The organism is Parashewanella curva (assembly GCF_003675895.1).
Lineage (GTDB): Bacteria > Pseudomonadota > Gammaproteobacteria > Enterobacterales > Shewanellaceae > Parashewanella > Parashewanella curva.
Window position 1 is genome coordinate 78,390 of the sequence record NZ_ML014760.1, and the last position, 16,555, is coordinate 94,944.

At 42.6% G+C, this 16,555-nt stretch carries 16 protein-coding genes; 13 read left to right on the forward strand and 3 right to left on the reverse strand.

Annotation, left to right across the window (positions count from 1 at the left end):
• Positions 1-5 precede the first annotated feature (5 nt).
• From atpA to D5018_RS05125, 8 genes are all read left to right on the forward strand, one after another.
• Positions 6-1,547, forward strand: a complete 1,542-nt coding sequence (atpA, locus tag D5018_RS05090; RefSeq protein WP_121837927.1) for a F0F1 ATP synthase subunit alpha — start codon at positions 6-8, stop codon at positions 1,545-1,547.
• A gap of 49 nt (positions 1,548-1,596) precedes the next feature.
• Positions 1,597-2,463, forward strand: a complete 867-nt coding sequence (atpG, locus tag D5018_RS05095) for a F0F1 ATP synthase subunit gamma (RefSeq protein ID WP_121837928.1) — start codon at positions 1,597-1,599, stop codon at positions 2,461-2,463.
• A gap of 32 nt (positions 2,464-2,495) precedes the next feature.
• Positions 2,496-3,881 carry a F0F1 ATP synthase subunit beta gene (gene atpD / locus D5018_RS05100; RefSeq protein ID WP_121837929.1) on the forward strand — a complete coding sequence of 462 codons (1,386 nt, stop codon included), beginning with the start codon at positions 2,496-2,498 and terminating at the stop codon, positions 3,879-3,881.
• Between the two features lie 50 nt (positions 3,882-3,931).
• Positions 3,932-4,360 (forward strand): F0F1 ATP synthase subunit epsilon, encoded by a 429-nt coding sequence (locus D5018_RS05105; protein ID WP_121837930.1) that lies wholly within the window; start codon positions 3,932-3,934, stop codon positions 4,358-4,360.
• A gap of 102 nt (positions 4,361-4,462) precedes the next feature.
• Complete coding sequence (locus D5018_RS05110; protein WP_121837931.1) at positions 4,463-5,305, forward strand: hypothetical protein; 843 nt, start codon at positions 4,463-4,465, stop codon at positions 5,303-5,305.
• Positions 5,306-5,426: 121 nt separating this feature from the next.
• Complete coding sequence (locus D5018_RS05115) at positions 5,427-6,380, forward strand: hypothetical protein (protein WP_121837932.1); 954 nt, start codon at positions 5,427-5,429, stop codon at positions 6,378-6,380.
• A gap of 132 nt (positions 6,381-6,512) precedes the next feature.
• Complete coding sequence (glmU, locus tag D5018_RS05120) at positions 6,513-7,874, forward strand: bifunctional UDP-N-acetylglucosamine diphosphorylase/glucosamine-1-phosphate N-acetyltransferase GlmU (RefSeq protein WP_121837933.1); 1,362 nt, start codon at positions 6,513-6,515, stop codon at positions 7,872-7,874.
• Positions 7,875-7,979: 105 nt separating this feature from the next.
• The gene (locus D5018_RS05125) at positions 7,980-8,201 is read left to right on the forward strand and encodes a hypothetical protein (protein ID WP_121837934.1); all 222 of its coding nucleotides are present in this window, start codon (positions 7,980-7,982) and stop codon (positions 8,199-8,201) included.
• Between the two features lie 31 nt (positions 8,202-8,232).
• Here the strand turns inward: D5018_RS05125 and D5018_RS05130 are convergent, their stop codons facing one another.
• Together D5018_RS05130 and D5018_RS05135 are read right to left on the reverse strand one after the other, a co-directional pair.
• Positions 8,233-8,394 (reverse strand): HAMP domain-containing histidine kinase, encoded by a 162-nt coding sequence (locus D5018_RS05130; protein ID WP_121837935.1) that lies wholly within the window; start codon positions 8,392-8,394, stop codon positions 8,233-8,235.
• Between the two features lie 84 nt (positions 8,395-8,478).
• Positions 8,479-9,708 carry a hypothetical protein gene (locus tag D5018_RS05135; protein ID WP_121837936.1) on the reverse strand — a complete coding sequence of 410 codons (1,230 nt, stop codon included), beginning with the start codon at positions 9,706-9,708 and terminating at the stop codon, positions 8,479-8,481.
• A 358-nt stretch (positions 9,709-10,066) separates the two neighbouring features.
• Here D5018_RS05135 and D5018_RS05140 point away from each other — a divergent pair, with 358 nt between their 5' ends.
• The 5 genes from D5018_RS05140 to D5018_RS05165 all read left to right on the forward strand — a co-directional run bounded on the left by D5018_RS05140 (position 10,067) and on the right by D5018_RS05165 (position 15,230).
• Positions 10,067-10,537 (forward strand): cache domain-containing protein, encoded by a 471-nt coding sequence (locus tag D5018_RS05140; protein WP_121837937.1) that lies wholly within the window; start codon positions 10,067-10,069, stop codon positions 10,535-10,537.
• 149 nt (positions 10,538-10,686) lie between these two features.
• Positions 10,687-11,451, forward strand: coding sequence for a DeoR/GlpR family DNA-binding transcription regulator (locus D5018_RS05145; RefSeq protein ID WP_121837938.1), 765 nt, complete (start codon positions 10,687-10,689; stop codon positions 11,449-11,451).
• 14 nt (positions 11,452-11,465) lie between these two features.
• The gene (glmS, locus tag D5018_RS05150) at positions 11,466-13,295 is read left to right on the forward strand and encodes a glutamine--fructose-6-phosphate transaminase (isomerizing) (protein WP_121837939.1); all 1,830 of its coding nucleotides are present in this window, start codon (positions 11,466-11,468) and stop codon (positions 13,293-13,295) included.
• Between the two features lie 891 nt (positions 13,296-14,186).
• Positions 14,187-14,969, forward strand: coding sequence for a MerR family transcriptional regulator (locus D5018_RS05160; RefSeq protein WP_165905000.1), 783 nt, complete (start codon positions 14,187-14,189; stop codon positions 14,967-14,969).
• A 9-nt stretch (positions 14,970-14,978) separates the two neighbouring features.
• Positions 14,979-15,230, forward strand: a complete 252-nt coding sequence (locus D5018_RS05165; protein WP_121837942.1) for a superinfection immunity protein — start codon at positions 14,979-14,981, stop codon at positions 15,228-15,230.
• Between the two features lie 11 nt (positions 15,231-15,241).
• On the opposite strand, the gene D5018_RS05170 is transcribed toward D5018_RS05165, so the two are convergent.
• A complete protein-coding gene (locus D5018_RS05170; RefSeq protein ID WP_121837943.1) occupies positions 15,242-15,700 on the reverse strand; it encodes a Fur family transcriptional regulator in 459 nt (152 codons plus the stop codon).
• Between the last annotated feature and the right edge of the window lie 855 nt (positions 15,701-16,555).

Consider the following 16,555-nt stretch of genomic DNA (forward strand, 5'->3'; position numbering starts at 1 on the left):
TGAGCATGCAACTGAATTCCACTGAAATCAGCGATCTGATTAAACAGCGGATCGAGCAGTTCGAAGTCGTCAGTGAAGCACGCAACGAAGGTACTATCGTTGCAGTAAGTGACGGTATCATTCGCATTAACGGCCTAGCGGACGTTATGCAAGGTGAGATGATCGAATTGCCAGGCAACCGTTATGCAATCGCGTTGAACTTAGAACGTGATTCTGTAGGTGCCGTAGTGATGGGCTCTTATGCCGGATTGGCAGAGGGCGTAAAAGTTAAAACGACTGGTCGTATTCTAGAAGTACCGGTAGGCCGTGGTCTACTAGGTCGTGTGGTAAACACGCTAGGTGAGCCAATCGACGGTAAAGGTCCACTGGATAACGATGGCTTCTCTCCTGTAGAAGTAATCGCACCAGGCGTTATTGACCGTAAGTCGGTTTCTCAACCAGTACAAACCGGTTATAAAGCCGTTGACTCAATGATCCCAATCGGTCGTGGTCAGCGTGAGCTAATCATCGGTGACCGTCAAACCGGTAAAACCGCGATGGCAATTGATGCCATCATCAACCAGAAAGACTCAGGCATTGCTTGTGTATACGTTGCGGTAGGCCAAAAGGCTTCTACTATTGCTAACGTAGTACGTAAGCTGGAAGAGCACGGTGCACTACAAAACACTATCGTAGTAGTTGCAACGGCTTCTGAAGCGGCTGCGCTTCAGTTCCTAGCACCATACTCTGGTTGTTCTATGGGTGAATACTTCCGTGACCGCGGTGAAGATGCGCTGATCGTATACGATGATTTGTCTAAGCAAGCTGTTGCTTACCGTCAGATCTCGCTACTGCTTAAGCGTCCACCAGGCCGTGAAGCATACCCAGGTGACGTATTCTATCTACACTCGCGTCTACTAGAGCGTGCAGCTCGTGTAAACGAAGATTATGTAGAGAAGTTCACTAAGGGTGAAGTGAAAGGTAAGACCGGTTCTTTGACCGCACTACCAATCATTGAAACCCAAGCGGGTGACGTATCAGCGTTCGTACCAACCAACGTAATTTCGATTACCGATGGTCAGATCTTCCTAGAAACCGACCTATTTAACTCTGGCCTACGTCCAGCGGTTAACCCAGGTATTTCGGTATCTCGTGTAGGTGGTGCTGCGCAAACCAAGATCATTAAGAAACTGTCTGGTGGTATTCGTACCGCACTAGCACAGTATCGAGAGCTTGCAGCGTTCTCTCAGTTTGCATCTGACTTAGATGATGCAACACGTGCTCAACTTGAGCATGGTGAGCGTGTAACCGAACTAATGAAGCAAAAGCAATACGCACCAATGAGCGTAGCTGACCAAGCAGTATCTATTTTCGCTGCTGAAAAAGGCTATCTAAAAGGTGTTGAGCTGAACAAAGTCGGTCACTTCGAAGCCGCTCTGCTCTCATACATGAACAGCGAACACGCTGATCTTCTTAAGACTATCAACGAGACTGGCGACTACAATGCCGACATCGAAGCAGGTCTTAAAGCAGGTCTAGACAAGTTCGTTGAAACCCAAACCTGGTAATGAACAGGAGGTGTCTTAAGGCACCTCAGGTCCAGATTGGAGAGTAGAGATGGCCGGCGCTAAAGAGATTAAAACTAAGATCGGGAGTGTTCAAAACACTCAGAAGATCACCTCCGCGATGGAGATGGTTGCTGCCAGTAAGATGCGCCGAGCGCAAGATCGAATGGAAGCTAGCCGTCCGTATGCGGATATTATGCGTAAGGTGATCGGTCACGTCGCGCAAGGCTCTCTTGAATACAAACACCCTTATTTAGAGGTGAGAGAAGCCAAGCGGGTTGGTTACATTGTGGTGTCAACCGACCGTGGTCTTTGTGGTGGTCTGAACGTTAACTTATTTAAGAAAGTTGCGGCAGACGTGAAAACTTGGACAGACAAGGGGGCTGAAGTGGACTTTTGTCCTATCGGTTCTCGTAGTGTGCAATTTTTCAAAAAGTTTGGTGGTAACGTGGTATCTCACGCATCAGGTCTAGGTGACGCTCCGGCGTTGGAAGACTTGATCGGAACAGTACGCGTAATGCTTCAAGCTTACAACGAAGGCAAATTGGATCGTTTGTACGTGGTATTTAACAAGTTTGTAAATACCATGACGCAAACCCCAGTGATCGAACAGCTACTACCTTTGCCAAAACCGGAAAAAGATGACGAGTACATCGGTCATCATTGGGATTACATCTACGAGCCAGATCCAAAAGCATTGTTGGATCAACTATTGGTTCGTTATGTTGAATCTCAAGTGTACCAAGGTGTTGTTGAAAACGTTGCGTCTGAGCAAGCGGCCCGTATGGTTGCGATGAAGGCGGCAACGGATAACGCAGGTGCCCTAATTGATGATCTGCAACTGGTATACAACAAAGCCCGTCAGGCTGCGATTACGCAAGAGCTGTCGGAAATTGTGTCAGGTGCAGCCGCCGTTTAGGCTAGGTAAAAAAAAATTTTAGAGGATTAATCATGAGCACAGGTACTGTTGTCCAAGTAATTGGCGCGGTTGTGGACGTTGAGTTTCCACAAGATGCTGTACCTCAGGTATATGACGCTCTGAAAATCGTTGGTGAAGGTGCCTGTAATGGCCTGGTGCTGGAAGTTCAGCAGCAGCTTGGTGGTGGTGTAGTTCGTACCATTGCTATGGGTTCATCAGACGGTCTGCGTCGTGGTATCGAGGTTGAAAACTCAGGATCACCAATTGAAGTTCCAGTTGGTTCGGCCACACTAGGTCGTATCATGAACGTATTAGGTGAGCCTGTGGACGAAGCTGGTGACATCGGTGAAGAAGAACGTTACGTGATCCACCGTGACGCTCCTTCATACGAAGATCAGTCAAGCACCACAGAACTTCTAGAAACGGGTATTAAAGTTATCGACTTAGTATGTCCGTTTGCTAAAGGTGGTAAAGTTGGTCTGTTCGGTGGTGCCGGTGTAGGTAAAACCGTAAACATGATGGAACTTATCAACAACATCGCGAAGGCTCACTCGGGTCTATCTGTATTCGCGGGTGTTGGTGAGCGTACTCGTGAAGGTAACGACTTCTACTACGAGATGGAAGAGTCAGGCGTACTAGACAAAGTAGCCATGGTATACGGCCAGATGAATGAGCCGCCAGGAAACCGTCTACGTGTTGCATTGACTGGTCTTACAATGGCTGAGAAGTTCCGTGACGAAGGTAAAGACGTACTATTGTTCGTTGATAACATCTATCGTTACACCCTAGCCGGTACTGAGGTATCTGCACTTCTAGGTCGTATGCCATCAGCGGTAGGTTACCAGCCAACTCTTGCAGAAGAGATGGGTGTACTTCAAGAGCGTATTACCTCGACTAAGACAGGTTCTATTACTTCTGTACAAGCCGTATACGTACCTGCGGATGACTTAACGGATCCATCACCAGCAACGACGTTTGCTCACTTGGATGCGACCGTTGTATTGTCACGTCAAATTGCATCTTTGGGTATTTACCCAGCAGTTGACCCGCTAGACTCAACGTCTCGTCAGCTAGATCCACAAGTTGTTGGTCAAGAGCACTATGACGTAGCGAGCGGTGTACAAACTGTACTGCAACGTTATAAAGAGCTAAAAGACATCATCGCGATCCTTGGTATGGATGAATTGTCAGACGACGATAAGACTACCGTAGCGCGTGCACGTAAGATTGAGCGTTTCCTATCGCAACCATTCTTCGTGGCTGAAGTCTTTACCGGTTCTCCTGGTAAGTACGTTTCTCTGAAAGACACCATTGCAGGCTTCAAAGGCCTACTAAACGGTGACTATGACCACGTTCCAGAGCAAGCGTTCTACATGGTTGGTTCTATCGAAGAAGCGGTAGAAAAAGCCAACAAGTAATAATAGAGTTTAGGCTTTGCTTGCCAAGGCCTAATTCTTAAGGAGATCGGATGGCAGCCATGACAGTACATCTTGATATCGTGAGTGCGGAAAAGCGCATTTTCAATGGCCGGGTATCACTATTAGAGGTAACCGGTACTGAAGGTGAACTGGGTATTAAACCTGGTCACGCGCCTTTACTGACCACAATCAAGCCTGGCATGGCACGCATCGTTAAGCAAGACGGTGAAGAAGAGGTGTTTTACTTATCTGGCGGAATGCTAGAAGTACAACACACTTCGGTTGCTGTATTAGCTGATGTGGTGTTGCGTGCCGACGAAATTGATGAAGACGCGGCGAATGAAGCCAAGAAACGTGCCGAAGCCTTGATTGCAGATGCAGGACAAGACTTTGACTTTGATGCGGCTATGGTGGAGTTATCCAAAGCCATGGCACAGCTTCGCGTGGTGGAAACCATCAAGAAGAACATTGCCAGATAAATCAATGGTAAATGAAAAAAGGCGGCCAATAGGCCGCCTTTTTTAATGCCACAAAATTATCAATTTTAACTAAACTTTCCTTACAACATGGAGAGTTTAGTTATGAATAAGTTGGAAAACAGCACTCAGGTATTACTCAATTATGGCCTGAAAGACGTTAAGTCTGCTCCAAGGAGTAAAGATCCATCGCAAAACAAACCAGTATCGGTTGAAATTCAATCCATACTTCGTCGGTTATTTTTTGAAACGCCTGAAGGTGGTGATGACAAAGCACATTTTGGGCAAATTGTCGCAGACTTTAAACAGATTTTACTTGATGATGAAACTGAAATGTCTGTATTTACACCGGAGGTACCATCACTGGCTTCTGATATGTTTGAGGGCAAATATGGAACATTTATAAAGCTGCAGCAATCGCTTCCTGAAGATTTACAGGATTTTTTTGAAGTTGATATCACTGAAAATGGCACCGTAAATTATCTTGTAAATGGTAGCGTTTTTCACAGCGAAAATATCGGTGATTTATTGTTAGATATCAAGAATGAGCGGGGCGAAGCATTATTTAAGCATCTACCTGAAGATTTGCGTCAGCATGTCAAAGCCAATCGAAATGATTTTATCAAATGGTTAGTCGAGAATGAGCCCGGTATAGAAGCAGATAAAATTGCAGATGATTTAATCCGCCATGGCTCGGCTGATTCTTTAATTCCCGCACTCAAATACTACCTGTCAGAACACCCATGTGGGGTTGAAGTTAAAGCATTACTCAATAAATTACAGCTAAATGAATATGCCATTTCTGATGCAGCAGAAAAAATAGACAATCCATCAGCTCCGGAACATAATGCTCCAGAAGAGGAATGGAGGGTTTATAACGAAATAACAAAACTCAAAGGGCATTTAATGAATTTGAATATGGCGTATCTGCTTCTTAATCAGAGTTAAGTTTTATCTATTGATAATGAATAGGGGGAGTACTAAACATTAAATCTGTCTGAATATATTTATTAATAAATGATTTAACTTCTACACTTAATCACATGATATTCAAGGAAGAGTATTTATTATGCCCGTAGATGGAGTTGGCTCTGGAAGTTATGCTTTAAGTGGAAAACAAATGCAAAGTCTTCTAACTGGAAATGAAAAAGCATTTTTAAAGCAAAGTTTTACTGAAAAAATAAAAGATTTATTTAGGAGCTTAAGAGGGCAAACAACCCAAAAACAAGAATTAGCTGAACTCTATGTATCGCTAGTTAACTCTTATTATGAAGAGGTTGGTAAGACAGCTACTGAAAGAGTTAATGAACCAAAACGCATCAGGATCCAAGACTCTCATTTTGAATCCCCCCTTTTTGCTGGAAAATACGAGACTTTTGTACGATTAAAAGCTGCGTTGCCAACTTATATAGCTGAAGAAATGTCAGTAAATGTATCAACGGATGGGTACGTTGACTATATCTATGATGGTCATGTCATATACAGTGAAGAATTAAGCGACATGTTACTGGATATTCAAGATGAAGAAGGAAACAGTTTCGCTTCAAACCTAGATGTAAAAGTCAAAGAGTTCGTAAATGAAAAGCACGAAGAATTTACAGATTGGTTGAGAGAGGCTAACAATGACCCTGAAGCAGAATGGAAGCAAACAGGGACAATAGCGGCTGATGATATTGTTCCTGCGGTTCACTTTTTTTTATTGAAACACCCAGAAGGGATGGCGTTTCAGGAGCTGATTCGTGAGCTGAATGAAACAGAAAGCATTTACGCAAATACTGACTCTTCAATGATAAGGTGGGTTGTGCCAAACGATCCGGGGGATGACATATCTGAAGATCAAAAAGCCGCCTATGAGCAATTGAAAAATCATAAATTGTACTTGGTGACTGCTATTCGTGAGTGTGAGTTAATTGAGCAGGAAGCTAAGCAAAAAGAAGCTGAGTTGAGCTTACAAGGTAAGCCTTTCAGCTCATTGCATTTACACCCCGAAGCTAGCAATGGATTAAAGAACCTTAAAACCTAATCATTACACTGGGCAAGTAAGGGGGCTCTGTGAGCTACCTTACTGATTTTTTATCGTTTCCCTCAAATTCCTTTTCCGCTTTAAATTCAATTCCGTTAAAATCATCGGCAGATTTTTTTAAAGGACATTCCCATGGCTCTCAATGTTGTTATTCTTGCTGCCGGCAAAGGAACTCGGATGCGTTCCGATTTGCCAAAAGTATTGCACCCTATTGCTCACCAATCTATGGTTGAACATGTGATTGATACCGCCCACCAGCTTGACGCGAGAAACGTTAACTTGGTGTACGGCTATGGTGGTGACAAGCTAAAAGTAGCCGTAACGGATGACAGTTTAAATTGGGTGTTGCAAGCCGAGCAATTAGGCACAGGTCATGCGGTTGCACAAGCGAATGACCACATTGATGACAAGGATACCGTATTGGTACTTTACGGTGATGTGCCGCTTATTCAAACACAAACCTTACAAGCTTTACTTGAAGCTAAATCTGACAATGGCTTAGCCATTCTTACGGTAAAACTGGATAACCCAACAGGTTATGGCCGTATAGTGCGTGACAATGGCAAAGTGGTGGGTATTGTTGAGCAAAAAGATGCGAACGCTGAGCAACTTGCCATCAGTGAAGTCAATACTGGCATTATGGCACTTCCAGGTAAGCAATTAAAAACTTGGTTATCTCAGTTATCATCAGACAATGCTCAGGGTGAATATTACCTGACCGATGTGATTGCGATGGCGCACGCTGAAGGCATTGATATTGCTACTGCGCATCCTGAGTCGGCGATTGAAGTGGAAGGTGCGAACAATCGAGTGCAACTGGCGCAATTAGAGCGCGCTTATCAAGCTCGTCAGGCGGAAAAGCTGATGCTTGAGGGGGCAAACCTTCGTGATCCTAGTCGTATCGATATTCGTGGCACGGTTAAAGTCGGCATGGATGTGATGATTGATGTGAATACCGTCTTTGAAGGTGAGGTTACCCTTGGTAATAACGTCACCATTGGTGCCGGTGCAATCATCATCAACAGTAGCATTGCCGATAATGCGGTTATTAAGCCGTACTCTATTATTGAAAATGCCATTGTGGGTGAAGATGCCAGTGCTGGTCCTTTTGCCCGATTACGCCCGGGAGCGGAACTTAAGCAAGATGCCCATGTTGGCAACTTTGTGGAGATGAAAAAATCCATCTTAGGCAAAGGTTCTAAAGCGGGCCACTTAACCTATCTTGGTGATACCGAAGTGGGTGAAAAAGCCAATATAGGTGCCGGAACTATTACTTGTAACTATGATGGCGTGAATAAGTTTAAAACCATCATTGGTGATGGTGCTTTCATTGGTTCAAATTCTTCGCTGGTGGCACCGGCTGAAATTGGCAACATGGCAACAGTTGGAGCTGGCTCGGTGATTACTGCTAAAGTGGAAGATGAACAATTAGCCGTAGCACGAAGCAAACAGCGTAACTTGTCAGGCTGGCAGCGCCCAACCAAGAGAAAGTAACCCGGCTTTTATCCCCCGCACCCGTTGCGGGGTTTTGATCTTACTCACACCTTTTTTCTATACACTTGCTTATATTGTTGGTACAACACATTGCTTGGAGCTAGCATGACGAAGTCAAAATTTAATATTGTGTATAACGGTGAAATTGAAAGTGGTGTACATAATTGGCAAAGCATCGGAGGAAGCCATTATTATTGGCACCCTGATTGGCTGCATATTGCCGAAGACATTACCGGTCATAAAGCCGTTACCTCATTAGATAAAGATAAAAATCACAATAAAGATAGTGTGCAAGCTGAATTAACGAAACACATCGAACAAAAGTAAGTTAGGTAACGTGTTCAGTTGGGGTTGAGTGTTAACCAAAGGTCAATCGAAAACAAGCGCCTTTATCGGGATTATTGATGTAACCCAAATCGCCGCCATGTTGGATCATAATGTGACGCGATAAGATCAGTTCTATCTCAGAACCTTGTGGTTTGGTGGTAACATCTGTAACTTGGATAACCGTTGCCAACATTGCGTATAAAGTGGTTAGCGCACTTCCTTCAATGATAGCTGCGCTATGAATAACAAAGTAATATGTTGTCGATTGTAAAACCTACTAGTTTTGGGGAGGAGCTTTATACCACTCCCCAATAAGATTGGTTGACGGCATTTTTGCATCGGCGGGCAGCACATATTGAGGAGGCAGCTCGCTTAATTTTAAAGCAAAATCTCCTTTAGTCATGTTAAACCCTACTAAACATGGTGCTGAGAAAGGATGGTGAATAGGATAATGTTTAAAGTTCAATAATCTTGCATGAATGTTTTGGTCATTACGTTTAGCATAAATCTGGCAATTTCCTGAAAAATAAACAAAAAAAGATTTATTGGACTCTATGAATTCTTGGAGCATATCGGGTTCAGGTTGACTGCAAAGGTAAAGGCGATCTGTCGTATCATGCATTTTTAATTGTGTAGCCACTGTCGCTTGTTCAACGTTAGCATCTGGCCATGGCATAAGAGAGGGGGCAATATCACAGGCGAGAACGTCATCCATCCCTGCTTTTTGTAGCGATACTTGCTGTAAACCTCTACCTGCCCCCATATCTGTTGCGCATTCAAAAACACCTGTAAAACAATCGTATAATTCAAGGGCATGATCCTCTCCAAATGGATGGAACAAATTCAATTGTTCTTTCATAAACAGGCGAGCAATATTGAAAAACTTGCTCTCAGCACCATCGCCTAGCACCTTATAAACCTGAGTTTCTCCATATTCAGCAATCATTAATACCAAACCAAGTTCAGTACTGATTTGATAAAGTCCGGGAAGATGACTAGGGATGTTTAAGTGAGCTAATGTGTGTAGTCCATTAGCCAGAGCTTGGATTTGTCGTTTTTGGCTAGGATGTTGTATGCCTATATGCTCAGCTAATAAAGTGATTAATGCTAGTTTTTTAGCGGTTTGTTTGATTTGCTCTGTGTCAATGTTATTGTTTGTGGGAAATTTTTGTTGCTGTGCTTTTAAAATTGATTGGTACAGCTTTTGTTCATGAAATACCAAGCCATTTAGGTAGGGGGTTGAGTTCTCATTAGGCTTCAAAGAATACAATGGTGGCGTACTTTCTATGTTGCTACAGAACCCTTTAAGTGCCTGTTCTTCCATTTTATCTATATAATCACTAAAAAAAGCAGAAATATCAGTTGCTTTCAACTGATAGGTTCTTGTTTCACCGCTTTGAAGACTTATTTCGATTGAGATGTTTTTATTAGAACTATCAGTCGATAAAACTTTCCATTCAGATAGCGTCGAACTTGGTGGAGAAGAAGCGTTAACTTTGCCTTCCATAGGTTAAAATGAGTTCCAGTTAGTCGAATTCACTACTAAATGTAGTATAGAAAAAGTGAAAATTTATCTATTTAACCTGAGCTCTTTATAAAGAAATCAGTACTGTTTTTATTTTACAAATAAAATATAAATTCAATCTACAGTGCGGCTAATTTTGTGTAGTTCAAGGCTGAACAGTTCGTAATAGCCAGTCTATTTCGGGCTGTTCTAACGAAGAAATACGCATAAGTAGCTGTGCTGTAGAGGTTTGCTTATACAGAGCTCAGGTTATTTTATCTAACTCTGAATCCCAAGCACAATACCTAGAGTTCACTATACTTTCTTAACATCTATAGATTAAGTCGTAAAAGGATGTTAGATGAAAAAATGGTCAATAATGCTGGTGGCGTTTACGCTAGCCTTACTATTAAGTGCTCCTGTACTTTCAATAGAAACAGACAATTCACAGGGCTTTGTTCACTCTTGGCACTTTGCGAAACAAAATATAAAGCGAGCTAAAGCTTATATAAAAAGCAATGGCAGAGAAGCCTATTTTCAGGCGTTAAAAGCCAAAAAATTCTCAGATCCGAACTATCATATGTTCGCTATTGATTATCGAGGCAATTTTCTTGCTCATCCGATAGCTCAACTTAATGGGGTTAATGGCTGGAAGCTTCGAGATCCTAATAGGATATACATGGTGCGGGAAATGGTAAAAATAGCCAGAAACAATGGCAGAGGTTGGTTAGAGTATCAATCTATAAACCCTTATACAGGTAAAGAAGCTTCTCAATTGGTATACATCGAACGGGTCAATAACCGATTCTTTATTGGAATAGCGATGCACTGATGCATCGCTCCTCCCCTCAATAATGTGTTTTTCTTCCTATACCCTTAACTTTTGAAACGAAACTTTATTGCTTTTTTATTAAAAAAAGTCGCTTTTTTGATCTTTACTAGTATAATTATCTTTCGTTTCGTAAGTTATTGGTTTCATCTGTGAATAGACGCAACACTCAACAACGTCGCCATACCATTGTTAGCCTGATCAATGAACAAGGTGAAGTTCAAGTTGAAGCCTTAGCTAAACAGTTTTCGACATCAGAAGTTACCATTCGTAAAGATCTCGCTGAATTAGAAAAAAACGGTTTATTGCTACGTCGTTATGGCGGTGCGATTGCCCTTCCCTCTGAAATGGTGAGTACCCAAACCACTTCTGAAACCAAGCAAGCCATTGCAACTAAAGCAGCAGAGCTTATTCGTGATCATCAACGCATCATTATTGATAGCGGAAGCACCACCATTGGTATGATCCCTAACCTAAATGATAAAACTGGGCTGGTGGTGATGACCAACTCACTTAAGCTTGCCAATGCTATCCATGAGTTAGAAAACGAGCCGACATTATTGATGACCGGTGGAACTTGGGATCCTCATTCTGGATCATTTCAAGGACAAGTCGCCGAGCAAGTATTACGTTCTTACGACTTTGATCAGCTTTTTATTGGGGCTGATGGCGTAGATTTAGCACGAGGCACAACCACTTTTAACGAACTGACAGGCCTCAGTAATGTGATGGCAGAAATGGCTCGTCAAGTGGTGGTGGTGATGGAATCCAATAAATTAGGTCGCCGTATACCTAACGTTGAGCTGTCATGGGGCATCATTGATATTTTGGTGACCGATGATGGTATAACTCATGAAACCATCGAACAAATTCAATCTCAAGGGGTGCAAGTTTTGGTTGCATCCGCTCAGAAATAACAAAGGAAAAACATATGTGTGGAATCGTAGGTGCTGTCGCACAACGTGATGTCGCAGACATTTTGGTGGAAGGACTTCGCCGCTTAGAATACCGAGGCTATGATTCAGCCGGCGTTGCGGTTATTGACGGTGATTCTTTATCGCGTACTCGTCGCTTAGGGAAAGTGCAAGAATTGGCTGATGCGCTAAATAAAGCACCAGTGGCGGGTGGTACGGGAATCGCACATACTCGTTGGGCAACGCATGGAGAACCTAGTGAGCGTAATGCCCACCCGCATATTTCTAATGATGATATTGCGGTTGTGCATAACGGCATTATCGAAAATCACAATGAATTACGTGAAAAGCTCAGAAGCCTTGGCTATGAGTTTTTATCGGATACTGATACTGAAGTTATTTGTCACCTTGTTCATCATGAATTGAAAAGCCATGACACTTTATTAGCTGCGGTTCAATCGTCGGTAAAGCAATTGGAAGGCGCCTACGGTACGGTAGTGATTGACCGTCGCGATGCTAATCGTATGGTAGTGGCTCGTAGTGGTAGCCCATTAGTGATTGGTTATGGTTTCGGTGAGCACTTTGTGGCTTCTGATCAATTAGCCCTTCTTCCTGTTACTCGTACTTTTGCCTTTTTAGAAGAAGGCGATGTCGCTGAAATTACGCGTCAAGAAGTACGTATTTTTGATGTTGACGGTAACGCGGTTGAACGTGAAGCTAAAGAATCAGAAGTAACCCATGATGCGGGCGATAAAGGCGAATATCGCCACTATATGCTTAAAGAAATATATGAGCAGCCACAAGCTTTAGCGCGCACCATTGAAGGCCGTATTGCCAATCAACAAGTGCTTGATAGCGCTTTTGGAGATAATGCAGCAGAGCTTTTAAAAGATGTTAAGCATGTGCAAATCATCGCCTGTGGTACCAGTTATCACGCAGGTATGGCAGCACGCTACTGGTTAGAAGACTGGGCAGGTGTATCGTGTAATGTCGAGATTGCGTCTGAGTTCCGTTATCGTAAATCACACTTGTTCCCAAACAGCTTGTTAGTGACCATCTCACAATCAGGTGAAACTGCTGATACCCTTGCAGCACTTCGTTTAGCCAAAGAAATGGGTTACACCTCAACGCTGACTATTTGTAATGCTCCGGGTTCATCACTAGTGCGTGAATCAGACATGGCGTACATGATGAAAGCTGGCGCTGAAATTGGCGTGGCTTCAACCAAAGCCTTTACCGTTCAGTTGGCGGGTTTGATGATGTTAACCGCCGCTATTGGTCGTCACAACGGTATGAGTGATGACATGCAAGCGGCTATCAGCCAAAGTTTGTTATCATTGCCAGCTAAAGTTGAGCAAGCATTAAGCCTTGATGACAGCATTGCACAATTAGCGGAAGATTTTGCTGATAAACATCACTCATTGTTCCTTGGTCGTGGCGACCAATACCCGATTGCGATGGAAGGCGCGCTGAAGCTTAAAGAGATCTCATATATCCACGCAGAAGCCTATGCTTCAGGTGAGCTAAAACACGGTCCTTTGGCACTGATTGATGCCGATATGCCAGTGATTGTGGTTGCACCTAATAACGAACTGCTTGAGAAGCTGCACTCAAACGTTGAAGAAGTGCGTGCTCGTGGTGGTTTGATGTATGTTTTTGCTGATAAAGACGCCAAGTTTGAATCAGACGACACCATGAAGGTGATCCCTGTGCCACATTGTGATGAATTTATGGCACCATTGATTTACACCATTCCTTTACAGTTATTGTCTTATCATGTGGCGTTAATTAAAGGCACCGATGTGGATCAGCCACGTAATTTGGCCAAGAGTGTGACGGTGGAATAATACCTAGGGCCTGTTGATCTTTCAGGCTTAAATTTTGTGCTATTTGAGCACTTTTCTGTTCAAGGCGTGAGCAGTGAAGCTTAGCCATCTAAGTAAGCTGGTCACAACACAGAACAGGCAGTGCTCAAAAGCATCGAAGACAGCATAAATTGGTCACTTCTGCTGCGTTATCGTTTGTTTATGTAGAATAACTACACCGCACAAACTCCGCCGCATAAGGTAACCAATTTATCGCTGCAAAAATAAGCTCGAAAGATCAACAGGCCCTAAGATTTCGCTGAAAAATTTTGTGCTAGAGTGGTAAAACTCTACCCTAATCTTACAAGAAGAGGCTGTGATAGCCTCTTTTTTTGTGAGGTATACTCAAGTTAACAACATACTGGATTTTTCGTTGTTGATTAAAAATATGTATAAAGATTAATCTTGATTTAATGCGCATACTGAGGGCATAAGTATATATTACCCATAAATTTTTTAGCGATGGGTGAATAGTATGTCAACAGGAGTCGGAATGGCTGGAGCCGCGGCAGTTGCTACAAAAGAAGCCATAGAGAAAGTGCGGAGCAACGCAGCGCTCCAGAATCAAACACCCCCACCAGCACAGGAAGACTCTGTGCAGTTTAGCGAAAGAAGTCCAATATACCATTGCAAAGATTCGAAACATTCACCCCAAAACCAAAAGGGTTGTAGTATAAAAGAGATCATTAGCTGTTTTTTGTGTTGCTGTTGGGGGGATTGCTGTGATGATGACTAACAAAGAAACGTTATACCATTCTTATTGATTCACTATGCCTTAGATTGAATGTCAATTTATTCATAAAACCTCTTGACTCTCACCCTACGTTATAGCTGATGATATAGCTCATATCAGGAATGAGATGGGTGGATAAGGTGTTGAATCAAAGAGTTATTTATAATGTCAGTCAATTGAGCAAATTGGCTGGAGTCAGCGTCAGAACCTTACATCATTATGATGAAATTGGTCTGTTGCAAGCTAAGCGCAATAGCGCCAATGGTTACCGTGAATACAATCAGCACGATCTCGCCAAACTTCAACAAATTCTTATCTATCGTGAACTGGGCTTTAGCCTTGTTGATATCACCAATGTTTTGTCTGCTGAAGATTATGAACTGATTTCAGTATTAAAACAGCAGCAAGATCTCTTACAAAAACGAATAACTGAGAGTCAGTCTATGCTCAGCAGTTTGAACGACACCCTTGCGGTATTAGAGGGGCGTGAAAACTATGAGATTTATTTTTCAGGGATACCTAAAGAAAAAGCCCAGCGCTGGAAAGACATGATGAATGAAAAAGCGGGCGATGAAAAAATGTCAGTGATGTATCAAAGGCTTTCGAAACTGTCTAAAGCGGAAAATAAAGCGCTTTATCAAGATGTCGAGAGGTGGATGCAAGGCTTTATTGCTGTGATGGATAAACCCGTAGATTCCCAAGAAGTACAGTTGATGGTTAAGCAGCACTATCAGATGACAGAGCAAATGTTCGAAAAAACCATGGGCGATGAATTTAAAGGTTTAGACGTTGAACTTTACCAACATGTGATGGATTTATTGAAAAGCGATCAAGTGACGATTGAAATTTACGAACACTATAAATCAGGGATCACCGAGCATCTCTATCAGGCCATGAATCATTTCAAACAAAAGAACTTTTAAGGATAATAAATGGAATTATTTAACCAGATTTTTAATAGTGATAATTATGCACTGATCATCGGGGTATCTATAGCAGTATTAGTGCTTTGGTTTTTACCCGCCATGCTTGCGCTTATTTTTAATCGCAAACACTTCAAGCTTATTTTGCTGGCGTGTGTTCCAGCGGGTTTTTCAGTTATCGCATGGAGTGGCGTATTGGTGTGGGCGGTATCGGGTAAAGTGGTAAAAAAATTCGCGCCTAAAAGCGAGATTTCATCATAGTTAATTTTTGGCTATTGCAGTGGTTTACAGTCACTGCATAAGCAGTTGATTTCAAGTTGTGGACTGATCATGCTAAACCCTGCCTGTTCGACATTATCATTAAGCTCATTGACGATATTCTTATTGATGTGAATTTCTTTGACTTTCTGGCATTCGTGACAGATTAAAAACTGAGGCACTAAATGTTCGTGGTCACACGCTATATGAGCGCAGGCCACATATTTATTGCTGGTTTGTAACTTGTGTACTAATGATTCTTCCTCTAAAAACTCCAAGATCCGATAAATGGTCATGATCGGAAACTTGTCATCAAAGTACTGATTACAATAATCCGCTAATTCGTAGGCTGAAATGGCTTTGTTTGAATTGATCAAACCAGTAAGCACTTGCTTTCTTTTAGGGGTTAGCTTTGCATTGCTTTTTTTACATTTTTGCTCTGCATATTTGATCATTTCATTGGTGTTAGTCATAAAGCTGGGACTCACTTGATGCCATTGAGGTATTTATCGGTTTATTGTCACCTCTGTTTCAATTGTTCAAAGGTGCCGACAATTTATACTTAATTCTGTTCAGTTTAAATCATTGTAAGAAGGATAAACACCGTTTTGTTTATTCTGGACATACGCTTGATTCAATAAATCATTATCAATTATTCGCCAATCGTAGCTGAGAGGCTGCCTGTCGTTGCTGTATTAGTTCAATATACAGCGTCATCTCTTCTGCTTTGTTTTCCTTGGGGATCAAGGTAAACAGATAAGGTGCGCCGAGCATGGCGTTGTTCTAGGAGGTGAAAGTCCTCTACGGGCTCAGTCGAGCGGGAACCGTTAGCCTATGCAAGGGTGTTCATCGTGAGGTGAAATCTGAAGGAAGCAAATGGCAAAACGTAGCTGTGACGAACAGAAACCTGATAGTAGGCTGTTATGACTTGGATAACCTAGCCTTAGATAGAATAGTCCAATGTCTCGACAAGAAGTGCATAACAGTAAATCAGGCATGACTACGTGAAAGAGCAACGTCTTACCTCGGGAGATCTTAATCTCTGTCCATAAGGACTAGGTTTTCAGTGATGTAAATCGAGGGAGACTAAGAAGTCAGCAGAGGGCATAGTACTTTAGTGATGTACAAGCTAAGGGAAGGCCTGAACCAATTGTACCAAGAAGCAGTCACTAAATACTCAGGTACGTGGTGTCACAGCCAATGATGAAACTCATCGCTCCGTCTAATCGGTGAAGCCGTAAGTGGAACTGAAAAGAATGAAGAGTGACAAGCGTATCAGGCGTAGAAAGAAGGACGAGTCTTGACGGAAAACCATCAGTTGCTTGAGC

Bases quoted from the DNA above. Each gene is read 5' to 3' on its own strand.
- atpA (WP_121837927.1), top strand. From the start codon at position 6: ATGCAACTGAATTCCACTGAAATCAGCGATCTGATTAAACAGCGGATC.
- atpG (WP_121837928.1), top strand. From the start codon at position 1,597: ATGGCCGGCGCTAAAGAGATTAAAACTAAGATCGGGAGTGTTCAAAAC.
- atpD (WP_121837929.1), top strand. From the start codon at position 2,496: ATGAGCACAGGTACTGTTGTCCAAGTAATTGGCGCGGTTGTGGACGTT.
- D5018_RS05105 (WP_121837930.1), top strand. From the start codon at position 3,932: ATGGCAGCCATGACAGTACATCTTGATATCGTGAGTGCGGAAAAGCGC.
- D5018_RS05110 (WP_121837931.1), top strand. From the start codon at position 4,463: ATGAATAAGTTGGAAAACAGCACTCAGGTATTACTCAATTATGGCCTG.
- D5018_RS05115 (WP_121837932.1), top strand. From the start codon at position 5,427: ATGCCCGTAGATGGAGTTGGCTCTGGAAGTTATGCTTTAAGTGGAAAA.
- glmU (WP_121837933.1), top strand. From the start codon at position 6,513: ATGGCTCTCAATGTTGTTATTCTTGCTGCCGGCAAAGGAACTCGGATG.
- D5018_RS05125 (WP_121837934.1), top strand. From the start codon at position 7,980: ATGACGAAGTCAAAATTTAATATTGTGTATAACGGTGAAATTGAAAGT.
- D5018_RS05130 (WP_121837935.1), bottom strand. From the start codon at position 8,394: ATGTTGGCAACGGTTATCCAAGTTACAGATGTTACCACCAAACCACAA.
- D5018_RS05135 (WP_121837936.1), bottom strand. From the start codon at position 9,708: ATGGAAGGCAAAGTTAACGCTTCTTCTCCACCAAGTTCGACGCTATCT.
- D5018_RS05140 (WP_121837937.1), top strand. From the start codon at position 10,067: ATGAAAAAATGGTCAATAATGCTGGTGGCGTTTACGCTAGCCTTACTA.
- glmS (WP_121837939.1), top strand. From the start codon at position 11,466: ATGTGTGGAATCGTAGGTGCTGTCGCACAACGTGATGTCGCAGACATT.
- D5018_RS05165 (WP_121837942.1), top strand. From the start codon at position 14,979: ATGGAATTATTTAACCAGATTTTTAATAGTGATAATTATGCACTGATC.
- D5018_RS05170 (WP_121837943.1), bottom strand. From the start codon at position 15,700: ATGACTAACACCAATGAAATGATCAAATATGCAGAGCAAAAATGTAAA.